This window comes from Clostridium sp. (assembly GCF_047718555.1).
Classification (GTDB): domain Bacteria; phylum Bacillota; class Clostridia; order Clostridiales; family Clostridiaceae; genus Clostridium_I.
Window position 1 is genome coordinate 36,600 of the sequence record NZ_JBDNRK010000007.1, and the last position, 22,594, is coordinate 59,193.

The following is a 22,594-nucleotide window of genomic DNA, read 5'->3' on the forward strand; positions in this document are numbered from 1 at the left end:
ACTTTTTGTGGCTGTAAAATCCCATGTTTTTGGGGATTTTACAGCCACAAAAGCTTTCAATGGTTCATGGACAGAAACCTTCAATTTAGTTTGCAACATTCTTAAATTACGTTTTTTAATTTATTCTTCTTCAAATGCAAATTTTGCTGCTGGAAAGGGTTTTAAAGCTCTTTCAAGAATTCCATGAACATAAGCTATCAGCACTCCATAATTAACTATGGGAACACCGGCTTCTATTGATGATGAGATTCTATGAAGCATAGCTTTTCTATTTAGCATACAGCCAGCACAGTGAACTACAAGGGCATAGTCCTTCAAATTGTCAGGGAAAGAAAAACCACTGGAAAATTCAAAACTAAGATCCTTACCAGTACTTTGTCTAAGCCATCTTGGTATCTTAACTTTTCCAATATCGTCTGACTGTCTATGATGAGTACACGCCTCAGAAATAAGTATTTTATCTCCATCTTTAAGTTTATTTATAGCTTTTGCTCCCTTTACCAGTTCTGTTAAATCTCCTTTATTTCTTGCCAGGAGTATAGAGAAGGAAGTAAGCAGGATATCCTTAGGGGTATCTGCAGATACTTTTAAAAATGCCTGTGAATCTGTTATTACAAGCCGGGGCTTTTTATTTAAGTTTTCAAGTGTTTCACGAAGCTCATATTCCTTTGTAACAATGGAAATGGCATCACTTTCTAAGATATCTCTAATTACCTGCTGCTGTGGAAGTATAAGTCTTCCCTTTGGAGCAGCCTTATCTATAGGAGTTACAAGGACTACAAAATCTCCTGGAGAAATCAAATCCCCTACAATTCTGAATTTATCTTCTTCTTCTGGAATTGACTTTATAAGTTCAGTTTTTATATCATCTATACCTATATTGTTAGAAGCAGAGGCTTTTATAATCTTTATTTTAAGTTTGTCTTCCAATTCCTTAACAGCAGCTGCATCTATATCTTTTAGATCTAATTTATTTAGCACAGTAATTACCGGTATATTTTTTGATTTTATTTCGGCTATAGTTTCAATATCAAAAGTAGACATACCAGCATAACTATCTATTATTACTAGGGCTATATCTGCTTTATTTAGTACATCCATGGTTTTCTTTTTTCTAAGTTCTCCAAGTTCCGTTTCATCATCAAGACCGGCTGTGTCTATTAAAACTACGGGACCTAAAGGAAGGATTTCCATAGATTTATAAACCGGGTCTGTAGTGGTTCCCTTTACGTCTGACACAAGAGCTATATTCTGCCCTGTAAGTGCATTTATAATACTGGATTTACCAGCATTGGTTTTCCCAAATAGAGCGATATGCAGTCTATTAGAACGAGGTGTTTCATTTAAATTACTCACAGTATCACCATCCATTATATTTTTTTATCAATGAATCTTACTCAGTGGGAGTTTGTATTCCCACTGAGTTTAGATGAATTATCCAGGGACGTGCCGGTGTTATCTCCACCTTTTGAAGGTGGAGTGTTACAGCAGCTAGTCATAGGATAAATTTGTTTATTTTCCAGGAATACCTGGACTGGTAAGTGAAAAGGGATTTAATATTTTATCCAGTAAATCTGTTGAGAGAAGCTTTTCATCAACAACTATTTCTCTTATGGATCTATTTTCATTAATAGCTTTTTTTGCAACTTCTGAGGCCTTATCATAGCCAATATAGTACTGAAGAGCTGTTACTAGAGCCGTAGAGGCATCTAAATTAAATTTGCATTTATTTACGTCTACTTCTATATTATTAACACAATTCTTCGTAAGAGAAATTACTGAATTGTTTAAAATTTCTAAGGACTCCAGTATACTTTCTGCAATCAGTGGTGAAAAGGCATTTAATTCTAATTGACCACTAGAGGCTGCAAAAGTTATAGAGGCATCATTTGCAATTACTTTCATTGAAACCTGAGAAACCATCTCCAAAATTACAGGATTTACTTTACCGGGCATTATGGAGGAACCTGCCTGAACTGCTGGAATTAAAAGCTCTCCAAAACCACCTTTAGGACCGCTGCCTAAAAGTCTTAAATCATTAGAAATTTTTATAAGATTTACTGCAGCAGCTTTCAAAAGTCCAGATACTTCGCAAAATACATCCATATTTTGGGTAGTGTCTACTGGAAAGTCACTTCTGGAAAGACCTAATCCTGTAATGTCCTGTAATATGTCTGTAATTAAAAATATATATTTTTGAGGTGCATTCATGCCAGTTCCGATGGCAGTACCGCCTATGTTTATTTCTCTTAGCCTTTCTTCTACTTTATATAATCTCCAGCGATCTCTTGCTACAGCTCGTGCATAGGCTCCAAATTCTTGTCCAACCGTTATTGGAAGGGCATCCATCAGCTCTGTTCTACCTAGTTTTAAAATATGAGAAAAATCATTTTCCTTTACCTGTAGAGCTGTTTGCAGCTGAGAAAAGGAATCTGCTGCAAATCTTAAAAGCTTTATAGCCGCTATTCTTAAAGCTGTAGGATAGACATCATTGGTGGATTGACACATATTAACGTCATGTATAGGATGTATTAAAGAATAATCACCTTTTTTACCACCAAGAATTTCTATTGCAATATTACTTATAACTTCATTTACATTCATATTAGTGGAAGTGCCTGCACCTCCTTGAAGTGAATCTGTTATAAATTGGTCTTTAAATTCTCCTTTTAATATTCTGTCACAGGCCTTTATTATTGCTTGTGACTTTTCACTGGAAAGTAAATTTACTTTTTCATTTGCCAGTGCAGCAGCTTTTTTTACAATTACTAAAGCTTTTATTAGCTTAAAATTAACTTTTTTACCACTTACATTAAAATGCTCAGAAGCTCTTAAAGTGTTAATGCCATAATATACGTTACAAGGAAGCTTTCGCTCACCTAAAAAATCTTTTTCCAGTCTGAAATTTTCCATTGTGAAAGTCCTCCACATTAAATTTGCAATGAGGCATGTTTTATTTTCATATGCCTAACTTGTAAAGTAATTTTAGCAAAGTTTGCATTTAATTTCAAATTACTAAGTTAATTTAAGGATTAAAATGTTAGAGTAATGTGAAATTTTGATTTTAAAAATATATAAAATTTAGAAAATATTAATTTATATAAATAATTATTATATAAAATGAAGAATAATAATATATACTAAACAATATATTGAATTGACTACTTTTAAAAAGTATATTACAGTTAATTAGTATAGCAAGCAATTTTTGAGGTTATATGAAAATTTTACTTATAATGAAATTCAGAAAATATTATTAGGAAAATGCTTATTCTTTATTTGTATGTGAAGATTTCTCCGATGACTACTCACTCTAATACTCATCTTCTTCAAAGTGGGAGTAAAGAGTGTCTACATCTCTGGATAACGACTTCTAATCATCAGATGGAATAAAAAAACTCCGCCTGATGTCAAGAATTCTGTTTATATAAGTAAAGATGAATGCTATTAAAGTGCTAAATATAGAGAGGGGCAAATAATACATGAATTTTGAAATCAATAAAAATTATTATGGCTTTAAGCTTTTGGAAGAAAAGAAAATTGATGATATAAGTTCAATGGTAAGGCTCTTTTCTCATGAAAAGAGTGGAGCTAAACTTGTAAGTATAGAAAATTCTGATGATAATAAAGTCTTTTCTATAAGCTTTAAAACATTACCGGATAACAGTACTGGTGTTTTTCACATATTAGAGCATTCAGTCTTATGTGGATCAAGAAAATTTCCATCAAAAGAACCCTTTGTGGAACTTGTTAAAGGTTCACTTAATACTTATTTAAATGCTGCCACTTATCCCGATAAAACTATGTATCCTGTGGCAAGTAAAAATGATAAAGATTTTAGAAATCTTATGGATGTATATCTAGATGCAGTTTTTTACCCCAATATATATAAATATCCAGAGATAATGAAGCAAGAGGGATGGCACTATGAAATAAATAATAAAGAGGATGAATTAAAATATAAAGGAGTAGTATATAATGAAATGCAGGGTGTATATTCTTCACCGGAATCACTACTTTTTAGAGGAATAAATAGTAATTTGTTTCCTGATACTCCTTATGGTTTTGATTCAGGAGGTGATCCTGATGAAATACCTGAGCTTACTCAGGATCAGTTTTTAAATTATCATAAAAAATTCTATCATCCATCTAACAGCTACATTTACTTATATGGGGATATGAATATTGAAGAGGATCTCAAATTTATAGATGAGAATTATTTGAGTAATTTTGATAAGGTAGATTTAAATATTGAAATACCTGCCCAAGAGCCTTTTAAGGAAATGAAGGAAAAATTTATAAATTATCCTATAGCCAGTGAGGAAAGTGAAGTTGATAAAACTTATTTAAGTTTAAATTTTACTATAGGAGATGTAAAAGACAGAGAACTTTATTTAGCTTTTGATTTATTGGAGGATATGCTGCTTGAAACTTCAGCCTCACCTTTAAAGAAAGCTTTAATAGATTCAGCTATAGCAAAAGATGTATTTGGTATCTACAATAATGGCTCTCTTCAAACCTCTCTCAGTATTATTGTTAAAAATTCTAATGAAGATAAAAAAGAAAAATTTAAATCAGTTGTATTTGAAACTCTACAGGATATTGTAAAGAATGGTTTTGATAAAAATTTAATTGAAGCAGTACTCAATGCTAAAGAATTTGAATTAAAAGAGAGTGATTACAGCAGTTATCCAAAGGGACTTGTTTACTGTGAAAAGGTACTTGGCAGTTTACTTTATGGTGGAAGTCCTTTTCAAAATCTAGAGTTTAATGAGGTACTCAATGCTATAAAAAATAATATTCACAAGGGATATTTTGAAAAATTAATTGAAGATTATATATTGAATAATAATAATAGTTTATTATTTATGGTTATTCCCAAAAAACATTTAGCAGAAGAAAAAATAAAAGAAGATATAGAAAAACTTCAAAATTATAAAAACTCTTTAACAAAAGAAGAAATAGAAAAGCTTATAGAAGAGAATTCTATATTAACAAAAAGACAATCTTCTCCAGACACTCAGGAAGATTTAGAAAAAATTCCACTTTTGTCAATAGAAGATGTGAAGAAGAATTTGGATACTTATAATACTGTAGTTAAAGATTTAGATACTTATAAAATACTTTATACGGAACTTGTAACTAATGGAATAGATTATGTAGATTTTTATTTTGATACCAGTTACGTAAAGCAAGAGCAAATACCATATATAACCTTACTTTCTTATTTACTAGGAAGAGTTGATACAGAAAAATATTCCTATGAAGAGCTTTCTAATGAGGTTAATAAGAATACTGGGGGTATAGATTTTGATGCTGAAGCTTATTCAAATTTAGATAAAATACAAGAATACTATCCTAAATTTATAATCAAGGGAAAAGCTCTTCATACAAAATCAGAAAATTTACTTAATCTAGTTTTTGAAATAATTAATTCAAGTAAATTTGATAATCATAAGAGAATTAAAGAAATATTATCTGAGCTAAAATCTAGAATTGAAATGATAATTGTAAGTGGGGGACATAGAATTGCTTCCTCTAAAGTAACTTCTTATTATTCGGAATTGGGTAAATATGTAGAAACTATTAATGGCTTTACCTTTTATAAATTTTTAGTTGAAGTTGAAAAAAACTTTGATGACAAAAAAGATGAGTTTGTAAAAAATTTACTTGAAGTGTCAGAAAATATATTTACAACTAGTAATCTAATTGTAAATTTAGGTTCCAGTAAAGAGGATTATAATGACTTATCAAATAATATAGAGAATATTATTTCAAGAAAATTAAAGGCTAATAATAACGAGAAGATTCAGTATAAATTTGAATTGAAGAAAGAAAATGAGGCTTTAGTCACTTCATCAAAGGTACAATATGTGGCAAAAGGCTATAATTTTTCTGAGTTTGGTTTTAAATATAGTGGTAAGCTTCAAGTGTTGAGAACTATATCAAATTATGATTATCTTTGGAATAATGTAAGGGTAAAAGGAGGAGCTTATGGAGTGTTTATTAACTTCAGGAGAAATGGCAATATGAATATTACTTCTTACAGAGATCCTAATTTAAGTGAAACTATAGATGTATATGATAATTTTTATAAATATATAGAAAACTTTTCTGCAGATGGAAGGGAAATGACAAAATATATTTTAGGAACTATAAGTAATCTAGATACACCTCTTACAAATTCAATGATTTGTGATAGGCAGGCAGTCCTTTATATCAGTAACATAGATGATGATTTCTTGCAAAGAGAAAGAGAAGAGATTCTGAAAACAAAGGTAGAGGATATAAGGGAATTTGCAACTCTAATAGATAAATGCATGAAAGAGAATTATATTTGTGTTTTAGGTGGAAAAGATAAGATAAATCAAAACTCAAATATATTTGGAAGTGTAGTTAATGTATTTAATTAGATTTAAATAATAAAAAGTTACCATAAAAATTAAAATTAATGGAGCATTTTCAAGAGTCTGATAATAATTAGAACAAAATAATAAAGACACTATGAATCACTAAATTCATAGTGTCTTTTAGGATTATCAATTTTAAAAACAAAATGTCTAAATATCTACATGTATTCTTTCTGTCTTCCAAATTTCCTTTGAATACTGCTGTATGGTATTATCACTAGAAAAAATTCCGGAATGAGCAATATTACATATACACATTTCACGCCATTTAGCTGTATTTCTATATAATTGATCTATCTTCCCCTGAGCTTTTATATAGTCGTCGAAATCCTTTAATACAAAATATTCATCATTATTAGCTAGTAAGTATTTATGAATATCGCTAAATTCAGAATTTGCTACGCCAAGAGAACCATTTATCAGATTATCTAGTATTTTTTTTAGTCTAGGGTCAGAATTATAGAATTTATAGGAATTATAATTCTTATTTTTCTCATAGTCCAATACTTCATCTTTCTTCATGCCGAATATGACAATATTATCATCACCTACAGCATCATGAATTTCTACATTAGCACCATCTAAAGTAGCGATGGTAACAGCTCCATTCATCATAAATTTCATATTACTTGTACCAGAAGCTTCCTTGGTGGTGGTAGATATTTGTTCACTTACATCTGCACAGGGTATAATTTTTTCAGCAAGAGAAACAGAATAATTTTCAAGAAAAAATACTTTAATTTTATTATTTACACTGTTGTCTGTATTTATTTTATTTGCCACAGTATTTATTAATTTTATTGTCTGCTTAGCCAAATAATAGCCTGGGGCAGCTTTAGCACCGAAGAAAAATGTCCTAGGTACAATATCCAAATTTGGATTATCTTTAAGTCTATAATATAAGTCTAAAATATGAAATACATTTAATATCTGCCTTTTATAGGAATGAAGCCTTTTAACTTGTATATCATAAATTGAGTTTGTATCAATTTCAATACCATATTTATTTTTTACATATTTAGCAAAGTTTATTTTATTATTTTGTTTAATTTTATGGATGCTATTTTGAAAATCTTCGTTTTTAGAGAAAGCTAAAAGGTTAATAAGATTATCTGGCTTAGTTATCCAACTTTCACCTATGGTTTTAGTGATAAGTTCAGATAAAGCGGGATTAGCTTTCATTAGCCAACGTCTATGTGTTATTCCATTAGTCTTGTTATTAAATTTAAAAGGATAGAAATCTGAGAAATTTGATAGTTCTTTGCTTTTAAGTATTTCTGTATGAAGTTTTGCTACACCATTTACTGAATGGCTGCCTACTATTGCTAAGTATGCCATTTTCACATTTCCGTCACTTATTATGGACATATCATGAACTTTTCTCTCATCCTTATATTTTTCCCATACTTCATCACAAAATCTTCTATTGATCTCTTCAATTATCATGAAGATTCTTGGTAAAAGTTTTTTAAATAAATCAATAGGCCATTTTTCAAGAGCTTCACTTAATATAGTGTGATTAGTGTAGGCAATAGTATTAGTTGTTATCTTCCAAGCATCTTCCCAGGATAAGTTTTCCTCATCTATTAATATTCTCATCAACTCAGCAACAGCTACAGAAGGATGGGTATCATTTATATGAATTGCTATATAGTGATCAAACAAATTAATAGGCAATCCGTTTTTTTTGAATCGTGCAATAATACTTTGAATACCTGCACTTACAAAAAAATACTGCTGCTTTAAACGTAATAATTTACCTTCAATTCTAGTATCATCAGGGTAAAGTACCTGAGAAATAGATTCCACCGAATATTTATGCTCTACAGCCTTACTGTATTCACCTCTACTGAAGGAATCTAAATCAAAATCTTTATCTATAGTTTGAGCGTTCCACAGTCTTAAGGTGTTCACTGTATTATTATTATATCCAATAATAGGTGTATCATAGGGAATCGCTAAAACAGCTTCATAGTTTTCGTGTTTAAAGGAAAGTTTATCATTTTCCAATACTGGAGTTACAGTACCACCAAATTTTACTATGGCTGCTTTATTTTCCTTTCTTATTTCCCAAACATTGCCTTGCCTTAACCAATTGTCGGGAATTTCAACTTGATAACCATTTATTATTTTTTGTTCAAATAGTCCATAGCCATACCTTATTCCGCAACCGTGACCGGGGATTTCAAGAGATGATATGGAATCAAGAAAACATGCCGCAAGTCTTCCAAGGCCACCATTTCCAAGACCTGCATCGTTTTCAACCTCTTCAAGCTCTGAAAGATCTATCCCTAAATCATCAAGAGCTTCTCTGCATAAATCAGTTATACCTAGATTTAGAAGGTTACTGCCAAGCAGTCTTCCTATAAGAAATTCCATTGAAAAATAATAGACCTGTTTTACATGATTTTTTGAATACCGTTCATTAGTTTTCATCCATTTTTCAGATACATATTCTCTTACAAGAGAACCTAGAGTTAAATATAAATGGAGTTTTGAAGATTCTGTGATATCTTCAGAATAAAGATTCATGAGCTTTTTTTTAAAGTCATTTTTAATGCGGTCTTTAGTCAAATTCATATTATTCCTCCTGATAATTTTAGTATCCTCAATCCAGTAAGTAATACAGCAAAGTATTAATGTCTTTGAATTTATGGACAAATATCTTTTACAAACAAGTACATAGGGATTAATGCTTATAGCTATTACTTTAGGAATAGGGGATTGTTTAAATGCTAGATGATTAAATAGGATGAAAGGTTTTAATTAATAAAAATATTTCTAAGTAAATATTACATCTTTTGGTTTATATAGTCAATATGTCCTATATTTATTGGTAAACAATATTATTTATTAATTATTGACTATAAGTATGAATTTTAAAATTTATTTTGATAATAATATATATAATTATATTATTTGGAGGTAATGATGATGAAACAGGGAACAGTTAAATGGTTTAATGATGAAAAAGGTTTTGGATTTATTTCTGTTGAAGGTGAGGACGATGTATTTGTACATTATTCTGCTATAAAGGAGGAAGGAAAAAAGAAAAACTTAGATCAGGGGCAAGAAGTAAAATTTGACGTGGTGGATGGACCAAAAGGATTGCAAGCATCAAATGTTCAAAAAGTATAAACTTAATTATAATAGCTACAATTGAAAATTAATTAAAGAGAGCCCCTTAAATGGATGTAGTTAAAAACTTGTATAAATCTATTTACGGGGTGAATTTTTATATTAAATTACAAATTAAAGTTTTTTATCGTAGGTATATTAATTTTTCTACAAAGGTGGTAATATATTTTTGGTCGGTATTCTATTGAAACCGGACTTAATAATACAATAAAAAAACAGCGGGGAAGATATGAGCATGAAGAAAAAAATTCGTATCATATCCTTGTGGAATGAAAACGAAGGGGGCTGAAAATTTTGAAACAAAACATTGAAACAAATAAAAAATTTGGAGTTAGGCAGCTAACAGTAGTAGGAATGCTGTCAGGTATATCAATCATGTTAGGAATAACAGGGTGGGGATATATAAAATTACCTATACTTCAGGCAACCATAATGCATGTACCAGTAATCATTGGAGCAATTATAGAAGGACCAATGGTAGGTATGTGTATAGGACTTATATTTGGAATATCAAGTATCGTTCAAAATATTATGACGCCAAGTTTACTATCCTTTGCACTAATTAATCCGTTGGTTTCAGTTTTACCAAGGATTTTAATTGCATTAACTTCTTATTATGCTTATAGATTTATGGTTGGTAATAAGACTTTGAAAATTGGTATAGGGGCGGCAGTAGGATCTATAACCAATACAGCAGGAGTACTTGGCATGATATATTTATTATATTTAAAGGAGTATGCAATGCATATGAAGATAAGTTCAGCAGCTGCTGATAAAGTTATATTTGGTATTGCTATTGCCAACGGAATACCTGAAATGATAGCGGCAATTTGCATAACAGTACCCATAGTACTTGCAGTAACTAGGGTTAGAAAAAACCAATAGAGGAGGAAATATTTTGGACTTATTTACAATGGCTATGGAAAATAACAGATCAAATAAACCCCTAGCTGAAAGAATGAGACCCAGAAATTTAGATGAGTTTTATGGTCAGGAGCAAATAGTAGGTAAAGGGAAAATTTTAAGGAGACTTATAGAGGCTGATAAACTAACTTCCATAATATTATACGGCCCTCCAGGGGTAGGTAAGACTACTTTAGCATTCATAATTTCTAAAGAAACAAAATGTGAATTTGTAAAACTCAACGCTGCCACTATAAGTGTAAAAGAGATTAAAGATTATATAAATAAATCTGAAGAATTACTAAAGCTTTACGGAAAAAGAACTATCTTTTTTATAGATGAAATTCATGCCTTGAAAAAAGGATCTCAGCAGGATGTACTTCTGGATGCTATTGAAAGGGGTATAGTGGTGTTAATTGGTGCTACTACTGAGAATCCGTATTTTGAAATAAATAATGCGCTTTTAAGCAGATCAAAAATATTTCAATTAGAAAGTCTCAGTAATGAAGAAATAGTTAAAATATTAAATAATGTTTTAAAAGATAGAGAAAGAGGCTATGGCAGTATAAAAATAAATATAGAAGAAAAATCTTTATCTTACATAGCAGAATTATCTGGTGGAGATGCAAGGGCCGCTATAAACACTTTAGAAATAGCAGTTCTATCTACAGTTAGAAATAAAGAAGGTATAATAGAGATAGACGAAAAATTAGTACAGGAGTCTATGCAAAAAAGAATTATAAACTATGATAAATCAGGGGATAACCATTATGATATGGCTTCAGCTTTTATAAAAAGTATGAGAGGATCAGATGCAGATGCAGCTCTCTATTGGTTTGGAAGAATGATTCTTGGTGGAGAAGATCCTAAATTTATTGTAAGAAGAATAATAGTGCATGCTTCTGAAGATGTAGGTATGTCAGATCCTAGAGCAATGCTTATAGCTCATGCTGCCTGGAATGCACTTGAAACTATAGGTATGCCAGAAGCAAGAATACCTATAGCTGAGGCTATAATATATATATCAAAAGCACCTAAGAGCAATTCTGTGGTAATGGCAGTAGACAAAGCTTTTCAGGATGCTAAAGATTTTCAGTACAGAGTTCCAATTCATTTGAGAGATACTCATTACAAGGGTTCAAAAAATTTCGGAAATGGAATTGATTATAAATATCCTCATAACTATCCAGGACATTATGTAGAACAAAAATATTTTCCTGATGAAATGGAAGATGGGAAATATTATAAGGATGATGAGAAATTTTAAGTATGGATAATATAACTAAGATAAGTGTATCTGTAAGGGATCTAATTGAATTTATTTTGAGAAGTGGGGACTTGGTGTCTAGTTTTTCTGGAAGTAACAGAAATACAGAGGCAATTAAGGTACATCAGAAAATACAGAAGAGTTCTGGTGATAATTATAATAGAGAAGTCACTATTTCACATACTGTAATTAAAGACAATATTTCCTTGGAAATAAACGGAAGAATAGATGGAATAATTACAAAAGATAATGTTACTATAATTGATGAAATTAAAACTACTACTAATGATTTAAATAATATTATTGAAGATTATAATATGCTGCACTGGGCACAGGTTAAATGTTATGCTTATTTTTACTGTGTACAGAATGATATTAAAATCATTGATACAAGGCTAACCTATTACCAAATGAATAGCGGGGAAATAAAATATTTAGTTAAATCTCATACTCTAGTTCAATTGGAAGAATTTTTTAATGACATAATTGATAAATATATATATTGGGCAAAACTACAAAAAAATTGGATGGAAAAGAGAGATTTCTCTATAAAAAAGCTTATGTTTCCATATGGAGAATACAGATTAGGACAAAGAAAACTGGCGGTAGCTATCTATACTTCCATTAAAGAAAATAAAAATATTTTTGTAAAAGCACCTACAGGGATTGGTAAGACAATATCAACTATTTTTCCTGGGGTTAAAGCACTAGGGGAAGGTATTATATCAAAAATTTTTTATGTTACAGCAAAGAATACCACGGGAGAAGAGGCAAAAAAGGCTTTTTTTCTTCTAGCAGAAAATCACCTGGATTTTAAAACGGTATGGATTACTGCAAAGGATAAAATATGTTTTAAGGAAGAAACTAATTGTGATCCAGAGTTATGTGAGTATGCTAAAGGTCATTTTGACAGAATAAATGAAGCCATAACTGATGTATTGGATAAAAATATAATAACTAGAGAAGTAATTGAAAAATATGCAGAGAAACACAGAGTTTGCCCTTTTGAATTCTCTCTAGATTTAACAAATTGGTGTGATTGTGTAGTTTGCGATTATAATTATGTTTTTGATCCAAAAGTATACCTAAGAAGATTTTTTTCAGAAAAGGGCGGAGATTACTGCGTTCTTGTAGATGAGGCCCATAATCTAGTTGATCGGGCAAGAAATATGTATTCAGGAGAATTATACAAGAAAGAGATTTTGGATTTAAAAAATAGATGTAAAAATATATCTTCTGTTTTATATAAAAGTCTAAATAAGATAAATACATTTTTGGTAAAGGAAAGAAAAAAATGTGAGGAAAATAATACTGGAGTAAATGTACAAAAGGATCCACCTAAAGATATAATAAAGCTTTTGAATAATTTTATTTATGAAGCAGAAAGATTTTTAATAGCAAATGATAAGTGTGATATTAAATCAGAGATTTTAGATATTTATTTTAAATTAAATTCATTTGTTAGGACTTACGAAGATTATAGTGAAAAATATATTACCTACAGCGAAAAAATTAAAGATGATCTATTATTAAAGATGTTTTGTGTTGATACATCAGAAGTTATGAAAAAATGTTTAGAAAAAGTGAAGTCTACAGTGTTCTTTTCTGCTACACTGACACCTATGAATTATTTTATAAAGTTATTAGGGGGAGATAATGATTCTTATAAAATCAGCTTGCCTTCACCTTTTAAAAGAGAAAATTTATGTCTGCTATTAAACGATGGAGTATCTACAAAATATAATAACAGACGGTTTACCTATAAAGATATAGTTTCCATTATAACAAACTGTGTATCTCAAAAGGTAGGAAATTATTTTGTATTTTTTCCCTCCTATAATTATATGAAAAGTGTCTTGGACATATTTCATGAGGAAAATAAAAATATTAATGTAGTATATCAGAAAAATAATATGACTGAAGAGGAGAGAAATAATTTTATTGCACTTTTTTCCGAGCATAACAGAGAAACATTACTTGGATTTGTAGTTATGGGTGGGGTGTTCAGTGAAGGTATCGATTTGGCAGGAGAAAAGCTAAGTGGTGCCTTTATTATTGGAGTTGGTCTTCCTAAAATATCTTTAGAAAGAAACTTAATTAAAGAACATTTTATAAAAAACAATGAAAATGGTTTTTTATATTCCTATGTCTATCCGGGCATAAATAAAGTGCTGCAGTCTGCAGGAAGGGTTGTGAGAACCGATAAAGATAGAGGAGTTGTAGTATTAATAGATGAAAGATATTCCGAAAATATTTATAAAGAGTTATTACCTGAAGAATGGTCACATATGAAAAAAATAAATACTTTTCTAAATAAGAATAATAATGTTATTTTAGAATTTTGGAGTAAGGCATATTCAAAAAATAAATAGGCCAGTATGCTAGTATATTTTAAATTCTACTGCGTCAACAGAACCCTCTGATAGCCCACTATCATCAGAACCTGTTTCCTTGTTTAATTTAAAATATACGTCGCATCTTTGATCTATTATTTATTTGAATATGCCTAAAAAATAATATTTCATTGTGAATATTTCAACAATATATATTTCATTGATAGAATCTTCTTTTAAATAACAAATTTTAAAAAAATTAATATATATGCATTAATTTTCTAAGAACCTTATTCAAAAGAAGGGCTTATAGACAAATTAACAATGAAATAAATTGAAATTATTTATAATTATGCTTCTAAATGTATATATTTTAAAAATTAAAATAAAAAATCTTTTAAGATAATAATAATTATAGTGTAAAATGCAAGTTTCCAGTTGAAAAGCGTCAAAAATACAATTATAATATATAACAAACGGATTTGTTAAAGTAAATAGATTAAAAATCCATTCAATATATAATTTTAATTTATATTTATGGATTGGAAATAAGCTTCTATTGATGTTATATTAATAGAACATATGAGTATAATTTAAAAATTCAGGGGGGCTAAAGTAATGAACGTAAAAACTGGTTATCCAAAAAACCAAGGCCTGTATGATTCACAATTTGAAAAAGATAATTGTGGTATAGGGTTTGTGGCAAATATAAAGGGTGAAAAAACCCATGATATTATAAAAAAAGGTATAGAAATATTAGTAAATTTAACTCATAGAGGTGGAGTTGGATCTGATGTTAAAACTGGTGACGGTGCTGGAATTATGTTTCAGATACCACATGAGTTCTTTAAAATATCATGTGAAAATTCAGGGATAGCTTTACCGGAAGAAGGTCAGTATGGGGTAGGTATGTTGTTCTTACCTAAAGAAACTACCCTTTGTCACCAATGCGAAGGTATAGTAGAAAGAGTAATAGAAGAAGAAGGTCAGGATTTTCTTGGATGGAGACATGTACCAACTGATAGTAGAATAATAGGAAGAACTGCAAAGGGTTCAGAACCTATAATAAAACAAATTTTTATAGAAAATAAATGTGCAACTCAAGATGAGTTTGAAAAAAAATTATATATAATCCGTAAGAGAGCTGAAAGTGAAGTAAAAAGACTGCTGGATAGTGGATCAAATTATTTTTATGTTTGCAGTTTATCCAGTAAAAAAATCATATATAAAGGTCTGCTTCTCCCAGATCAAATTACAAGTTATTATATGGATTTAAATGATATAAATTTTAAAAGTGCTATTGCTTTAGTTCATCAAAGATTTAGTACAAATACTTTCCCAACTTGGGATTTGGCTCAACCTTTTAGATATTTAGCTCATAATGGAGAAATAAATACTATAAGAGGTAATAGAAATTGGATGCATGCAAGAGAAGGAGTTTTAGAGTCAAAGATTTTTGGAAAGAATATAAGCAAATTATTTCCAATTATTAATCCTGATGGAAGTGACTCTGCTTCATTGGATAATGTATTTGAACTTTTAGTTATGGATGGAAGAACTCCTGCTCATGCAATGATGATGCTTATACCAGAGGCTTGGGAAGCAAATGATGAAATGGATGAGGATAAGAAGGCCTTCTATGAATATCATGGTTCACTAATAGAGCCTTGGGATGGTCCAGCAGCTGTTACTTTTACAGATGGAACACAGGTTGGAGCAGTTCTTGATAGAAATGGATTAAGACCAGCTAGATATGTAATAACTAAAAGTGGAACAGTAGTCCTTTCTTCTGAAGCAGGAGTTTTAGATTTCCCAACAGAAGATATAATTAAAAATGGCAAATTAGAGCCAGGAAAAATATTCTTACTTGATACTAGTAAGGGAAAGATAATAAGTGATGAAGAAGTTAAAAAATCTATATGTTCTGGTAAACCATATAAAGAAGCCATAGCTAAATATAAATTTGTTTTAGATGATTTAAATGGTTTTGAAGATGATACACAAATAATACCGGAAGCATTAAAGGAAAGACAGCAGGCTTTTGGATATACTTTAGAAGATTTAAAAATAATATTAAAAGGTATGGCAAGTACAGCTAAAGAACCACTTGGCTCAATGGGTAATGACACTCCACTTGCAGTTTTATCAAATAGACCCCAGGTATTATTTGCATATTTCAAACAGTTATTTGCTCAGGTTACAAATCCTCCAATAGATCCAATAAGAGAAGAGCTTGTAACTTCACTTATAAATTATATAGGATCACAGGGTAATATATTAAATAAAGAGCTTTACAATAATCCTTTTATAGAAATACATTCACCTATTTTAACAAATTTAGAGACATCAAAAATAAAGGTGCTAAGCAATAATGATTTTAAAACAATAACTATACCAATTACTTTTAAATACGATACTGGGGTAGCAGGTTTTAAAGAAGCTTTAGAGAAAATATGCGAAAGGGCTTCTAACGCAGTAAATAAGGGCTACAATATTTTAGTTTTAAGTGATAAATCCGGTAGTTCTTTTGAGGCAGCTGTTCCAAGCCTTTTAGCAGTATCAGCAGTACACCATCACTTAATTAGGGAAAAAACTCGTACTAAGGTTTCAATTATAGTAGAAACTGGTGAAGCTAGAGAAACTATGCACGCAGCTCTTCTTCTAGGATATGGTGCAACAGCAGTAAATCCATATATTGCTTATGAATCCATAAAGCAATTGGTTAATAATGGCGAAATAAAAGATATATCTTATAAAGAAGCTGTGGATAATTATATATATGCAGTAAATCATGGATTATTAAAGATTTTGTCTAAAATGGGTATTTCTACTTTAAGAAGTTATCATGGAGCACAAATTTTTGAAGCTATTGGACTTAAAAGTGATTTTGTAGATAAATATTTTGAGGGAACACCTTCAAGAATAGAAGGTATAGATATAGAAACAGTAGCAGAAGAAGTTTTAATTAGACATAAAAATGCTTTTAATAATATCAGAAAACCAGTTTCTGAATTAGATGTAGGCGGAAGTTATGCATGGAGAAGTAATGGAGAATTCCATCTTTTCAATCCTGAGACAATTTATAAACTTCAAGTTTCTACAAGAAATAATGACTATAGTTTATATAAAAATTATGCTGAACTTATAAACAATCAGGATAAAAATCTATGTACTATTAGAAGTATGTTTAAATTTAAAACCGATAAACAGATTCCTATAGAAGAAGTAGAACCAGTAAGTGAAATTCTTAAAAGGTTCTGTGCAGGGGCTATGTCCTTTGGTTCTATAAGTAAAGAAGCACATGAAGCAATTGCTATTGCCATGAACAGAATAGGCGGTAAGAGTAATAGTGGAGAAGGTGGAGAAGATCCAATAAGATACAAAAAAAGTGCCAATGGAGATTGGAAGAGAAGTGCAATAAAACAAATTGCTTCAGCTAGATTTGGAGTAAATGCTGAATATTTAGTAAATGCAGATGAACTGCAGATTAAAATGGCTCAAGGAGCTAAGCCAGGTGAAGGCGGACAGTTACCAGGAAGAAAAGTTGATGAAGCTATAGCAAAGGTTAGACATTCAACTCCAGGAATAGATTTAATATCACCACCACCTCATCATGATATTTATTCTATTGAGGATTTGGCACAACTAATTTATGATTTGAAATCTACAAATCCTGAGGCAAGAATAAATGTAAAATTGGTATCCGAGGTTGGAGTTGGTACAGTAGCTGCTGGAGTTTCAAAGGCACATGCAGATGCTATATTAATAAGTGGACATGATGGAGGTACAGGTGCTTCACCAGTATCATCCATTAAGCATGCAGGTATACCATGGGAGCTTGGCCTTTCAGAGGCACAGCAGGTACTTTTATTGAATGATTTAAGAAGCAGAGTGGTACTTCAAACTGACGGACAGCTTAAAACTGGTAGAGATATAGTTGTTGGAACTCTTTTAGGAGCAGAAGAATTTGTATTTGCATCAACACTTTTAGTAGTACTCGGATGTACAATGCTTAGAAATTGTCATTTGAATACCTGTGACATGGGAATTGCGACTCAGGATCCAGAATTAAGAAAGAATTTCAAAGGAAAGCCAGAACACATAGTAAACTTCCTAACATTTATTGCAATGGAAGTTAGAGAGTATATGGCAAAGCTTGGATTTAGAACTATGAATGAAATGGTTGGAAGAGTTGACAAAATAGAAGTAAAGGATGAAAGCAGCCATTGGAAAGCAAAGGGAATAGATCTTTCAAAGATATTATATAAACCTGATATGCCAAGTAGAATAAAGCCATATTGTGTGAAAAAGCAGGAACATGGCATTGAAAATTCTATGGATCGTAAATTGATAAAGATAGCTCAGGATGCTTTAAATAATCAAAATAAAGTAGTTGCTAATTTCGAAATTAAGAATACTGATAGAGCAGTTGGAGCTATGATAAGTGGAAAGATTGCTAAATTATACGGCAATAAAGGACTTTTAGAAGATACAATACAATTTAATTTTAAAGGAGCTGCAGGGCAGAGTTTTGGTGCCTTTGGTGCTCACGGTTTAACACTTAATCTTGAAGGAGAGGCAAATGACTATGTAGGTAAAGGCTTGTCTGGAGCAAAGATAATAATTAAAACTCCAGCTAATGCAAGCTATAAGCAAGATGAAAATGTTATAGCAGGTAACACTATTCTATATGGAGCAACTGAAGGACAGCTTTATATAAATGGGCTGGTAGGAGAAAGATTTGCAGTTAGAAACAGTGGTGCTATTGCAGTAGTAGAAGGCGTTGGTGATCATTGCTGTGAATACATGACAGGTGGAACTGTGCTTGTTCTTGGCAATTTTGGTAGAAATTTTGCTGCTGGAATGAGCGGGGGAATAGCTTATGTATTTGACGAGGATAATTCATTGAGAAATAAGATTAAAAATAATACTGTAGATATAGATGAATTAGAGGAAGATGATATAGACGAAGTTTACAGCTTAATTGCAGCACATGAAAATTATACTGGAAGCTTAAAGGCTGCTAGTTTGATTAAAGACTGGGATAATGCACAGAAAAAGTTTAAGAAGATCATACCAACTGCTTATAAGAAAATTTTGCTAGAGAAAAATAAAGAAATCTCTGCTTTGAGAGCATAGGAGGTATAATAATATGGGAAAAACAACTGGTTTTAAAGAATATAAAAGACAGACTGCTAAAAAACGTCCAGTTAAAGATAGAATAAAGGACTATAAACAAATTTACCTTCCAATGGAGGAAGAGGAATTACGCAAACAAGGTGCTAGATGTATGGAATGTGGTACACCCTTCTGTTCCTGGGGGTGTCCTCTTGGAAATTTAATGCCTGATTTTAATGATATGGTTTATAATAATGATTTTGAAGCTGCTTTTAACAGATTGTATTTAACAAGTAATTTTCCAGAGTTTACTGGAAGAGTTTGCCCAGCACTTTGTGAAGGAGCATGTACTCTTGGCGTTAATTCTGATGCAGTATCAATAAAAGAGCTTGAACTTGGGATTATTGAGAAGGCTTTTAAAGAAAATTTCATAAAACCTAATCCACCAAAGGTTAGAACAGGGAAGAGTGTGGCAGTAGTAGGTTCTGGTCCATCAGGACTTGCTGTGGCTGCTGAATTAAACTCAGTAGGTCATACTGTTACTGTATTTGAAAGACATGACAGAATAGGAGGACTTTTGAGATACGGTATACCAGATTTTAAACTTGAAAAAGACGTAGTAGATAGAAGAATAAATTTGATGGAAGAAGAAGGTATTATATTTAAAACTAATACCGATATAGGTATTAATTATGATGTTAAAACTCTTTCAGAGGACTTTGATGCAGTAGTTCTTTGTGGTGGATCTACTGTTCCAAGAGATTTACCAATAGAGGGCAGAGAGCTTGAAGGTATACATTTTGCTGTGGACTTTCTAACTTATATAAATAAAAAGGTTGCTGGTGATGATGTATCAAAAGAAGCTATAGATGTAAAAGGTAAAAATGTTTTAGTTATAGGCGGTGGAGATACTGGTTCAGATTGTATTGGTACTTCTATAAGAGAAGGGGCAAAAAATGTGTATCAATTTGAAATAATGCCTAAGCCACCTGAAGAAAGAGATAATACAATGCCATGGCCACTTTATCCAAAGACATTAAAGGTTTCTACTTCCCATGAAGAAGGTTCAATTAGAGAATGGTGTACAGAAACTAAGAAATTTATAGGTAAAGATGGAAAGGTTACTGCTATAGAAGGGATTAAGGTTCAATGGGGAAAAGATGCATCAGGAAGATTTGTTCCTACAGAAGTACCTGGTTCTAGGTTTACGAGAGAGGTAGATTTAGTATTATTAGCAATGGGATTTGTTCATCCTCAGCATGAAGGTCTTATAAACACCCTAGGTTTACAATTAGACAACAGAGGAAATATTTCTGCTGATGAAAATCATATGACTAGTGTAAAGGGAGTATTTACTGCTGGAGATATGAGAAGGGGTCAATCACTTGTAGTTTGGGCTATGAATGATGGAAGACAGGCAGCAAAAGCTGTTGATGAGTATTTAATGGGTGAAAGTGTACTAAGAGGATAATTATAAAATAAATGGGCTGTCACACAATGTGTATCTATGCATTGTGTGGCAGCTTTTTAACTAGTTGCTAATAAAAATAATTATTTATATGTGATTTTTAATAAGATAGAGACAAACTGTAACCTATAGGATAGATGCGGGTTACCTCTTTGTTTTGTTAATTTATCAAAGATATCTATTATTTATTAAATTTTATTTAATATAACATAAAAAAAATACAAAATTATTGTTGACAGTTTTACTCTGGTTTGATATTATAATCCTATAAAGTTTAGTAAAACACTCAAGTTTAAAATTAGTGGGTTATACCATAAAGGAAGTGAGCTAATGAAGCTTTCAACTAAAGGAAGATATGGTGTAAAAGCCATGGTTGACTTAGCCATAAACTATGGAAAAACACCTGTTTCAATTAAAAGTATTTCTGAAAGACAAAGTATTTCTGAATACTATTTAGAACAACTATTTTCAGCTCTTAGAAAAGCAGATTTAATAAAGAGTATTAGAGGAGCTCAAGGTGGTTATGTTCTAAATAAAGATCCAAGGGAAATAAGTGTTGATCAGATCTTAGATATACTTGAAGGACCTATAGAGATTTCAGAATGCATTGAAGAAGATGGAATCTGTAGCAATAGCAGCTGTTGTGCTACCAGACTTCTCTGGGCTAAGCTTAAAGAAAGCATAGACAATGTAACTAAATCTATAACATTACAAGATATGGTTGATGATTACAAAAGTATAAAAGTTAGAGGAGTGAATGTACATGAGTGAAAAAAGAGTTTATATGGATTATGCAGCTACCACCTATACAAAACCAGAAGTTTTAGAGGAAATGTTGCCATATTTTACAGAGGAATTTGGTAATCCTTCTTCATTATATACTTTTTCAGACAATACAAAGAAAGCTATAAATACTTCTAGAGAAAGAGTAGCTAAAGCTATTAATGCTGAAAAAGATGAAATATACTTTACTGGAGGTGGTTCTGAAGCAGATAACTGGGCATTAAAGGGTATAGCTCTTGCACATAAGAATAAGGGAAATCACATAATTACTACTGCAATTGAACATCATGCTATTATACATACAGGTAAATTTTTAGAGAAAAATGGATTTGAGGTTACTTACCTCCCTGTAGATGAAGAGGGATTTGTTAAAGTAGAAGATGTAAAAAATGCCATAACAGAAAAGACTATTTTAGTTTCTATTATGTTTGCAAATAATGAAATTGGAACAATTGAACCTATAAAAGAGATTGGCCAGGTCTGTAGAGAAAAGAAAGTATTGTTTCACACAGATGCAGTGCAGGCAATTGGTCATGTGAAAATTGATGTTAAGGACATGAATATAGATTTATTATCCTTAGCAGGTCACAAATTTTATGGACCAAAGGGTATAGGTGCTTTATATATAAGACGTGGTATTAAAATAGAAAATTTAATACATGGCGGAGGTCAGGAGAGAGGAAGAAGAGCAAGTACAGAAAATATTGCCAGTATTGTAGGTATAGGAAAGGCTATAGAACTTGCCACATCAGAGCTTGAAGAAGAAGCACAAAGACTTAATAATTTAAGAAATAAATTAGTTAAGGGAATAATGGAAAAAATACCTTATACAAAATTAAATGGTCCTAGTGATGATAGAAGACTACCAGGAAATTCAGATTTTAGTTTTATTGGTATAGAGGGTGAAACTTTACTGTTAGATTTAGACTATGCAGGCATATATGCTTCCACAGGTAGTGCATGTGCATCAGCTTCCTTGGATCCTTCTCATGTGCTTTTAGCCATAGGATTACCTCATGAAACAGCTCATGGATCACTTAGACTGACTCTAGGGGCAAAGAGTACAGAAGAGGATATAGATTATGTTTTGGAGACTTTGCCAGAAATAGTTAGAAAAAGAAGAGAAATGTCACCACTTTGGGAAGATTTTTTAAAAGAGAAAGGGGAAAGATAA

Annotated in this window: 12 protein-coding genes; 9 read left to right on the forward strand and 3 right to left on the reverse strand. The window is 31.1% G+C overall.

Annotated features, from left to right (window positions below; all coding sequences use genetic code 11):
- Window positions 1-120: 120 nt before the first annotated feature.
- The gene (gene hydF, locus ABF633_RS04575) at window positions 121-1,356 is read right to left on the reverse strand and encodes a [FeFe] hydrogenase H-cluster maturation GTPase HydF (protein ID WP_415522461.1); all 1,236 of its coding nucleotides are present in this window, start codon (window positions 1,354-1,356) and stop codon (window positions 121-123) included.
- A 156-nt stretch (window positions 1,357-1,512) separates the two neighbouring features.
- Complete coding sequence (locus ABF633_RS04580) at window positions 1,513-2,913, reverse strand: aspartate ammonia-lyase (protein ID WP_415522463.1); 1,401 nt, start codon at window positions 2,911-2,913, stop codon at window positions 1,513-1,515.
- A gap of 569 nt (window positions 2,914-3,482) precedes the next feature.
- Between ABF633_RS04580 and ABF633_RS04585 the strand changes: the two genes are divergently transcribed.
- Window positions 3,483-6,413, forward strand: a complete 2,931-nt coding sequence (locus tag ABF633_RS04585; RefSeq protein WP_415522465.1) for an insulinase family protein — start codon at window positions 3,483-3,485, stop codon at window positions 6,411-6,413.
- Window positions 6,414-6,560: 147 nt separating this feature from the next.
- On the opposite strand, the gene ABF633_RS04590 is transcribed toward ABF633_RS04585, so the two are convergent.
- Complete coding sequence (locus ABF633_RS04590; protein ID WP_415522467.1) at window positions 6,561-8,990, reverse strand: glycogen/starch/alpha-glucan phosphorylase; 2,430 nt, start codon at window positions 8,988-8,990, stop codon at window positions 6,561-6,563.
- Between the two features lie 354 nt (window positions 8,991-9,344).
- Between ABF633_RS04590 and ABF633_RS04595 the strand changes: the two genes are divergently transcribed.
- From ABF633_RS04595 to nifS, 8 genes are all read left to right on the forward strand, one after another.
- Window positions 9,345-9,548 carry a cold-shock protein gene (locus ABF633_RS04595; protein WP_015615563.1) on the forward strand — a complete coding sequence of 68 codons (204 nt, stop codon included), beginning with the start codon at window positions 9,345-9,347 and terminating at the stop codon, window positions 9,546-9,548.
- Between the two features lie 294 nt (window positions 9,549-9,842).
- Window positions 9,843-10,433, forward strand: coding sequence for an ECF transporter S component (locus tag ABF633_RS04600; protein ID WP_415522469.1), 591 nt, complete (start codon window positions 9,843-9,845; stop codon window positions 10,431-10,433).
- Window positions 10,434-10,446: 13 nt separating this feature from the next.
- Window positions 10,447-11,718 (forward strand): replication-associated recombination protein A, encoded by a 1,272-nt coding sequence (locus tag ABF633_RS04605; protein ID WP_415522471.1) that lies wholly within the window; start codon window positions 10,447-10,449, stop codon window positions 11,716-11,718.
- 2 nt (window positions 11,719-11,720) lie between these two features.
- Window positions 11,721-14,090 (forward strand): ATP-dependent DNA helicase, encoded by a 2,370-nt coding sequence (locus ABF633_RS04610; RefSeq protein WP_415522472.1) that lies wholly within the window; start codon window positions 11,721-11,723, stop codon window positions 14,088-14,090.
- 579 nt (window positions 14,091-14,669) lie between these two features.
- Window positions 14,670-19,190: a glutamate synthase large subunit gene (gene gltB / locus ABF633_RS04615; protein WP_415522473.1), complete on the forward strand. Its 4,521-nt coding sequence runs from the start codon at window positions 14,670-14,672 to the stop codon at window positions 19,188-19,190.
- A gap of 13 nt (window positions 19,191-19,203) precedes the next feature.
- The gene (locus ABF633_RS04620) at window positions 19,204-20,640 is read left to right on the forward strand and encodes a glutamate synthase subunit beta (protein WP_415522474.1); all 1,437 of its coding nucleotides are present in this window, start codon (window positions 19,204-19,206) and stop codon (window positions 20,638-20,640) included.
- Between the two features lie 327 nt (window positions 20,641-20,967).
- Window positions 20,968-21,408, forward strand: coding sequence for an RrF2 family transcriptional regulator (locus tag ABF633_RS04625; protein ID WP_415522475.1), 441 nt, complete (start codon window positions 20,968-20,970; stop codon window positions 21,406-21,408).
- Window positions 21,401-22,594 (forward strand): cysteine desulfurase NifS, encoded by a 1,194-nt coding sequence (nifS, locus tag ABF633_RS04630; RefSeq protein ID WP_415522476.1) that lies wholly within the window; start codon window positions 21,401-21,403, stop codon window positions 22,592-22,594. The genes ABF633_RS04625 and nifS overlap by 8 nt, the downstream gene beginning before the upstream one ends.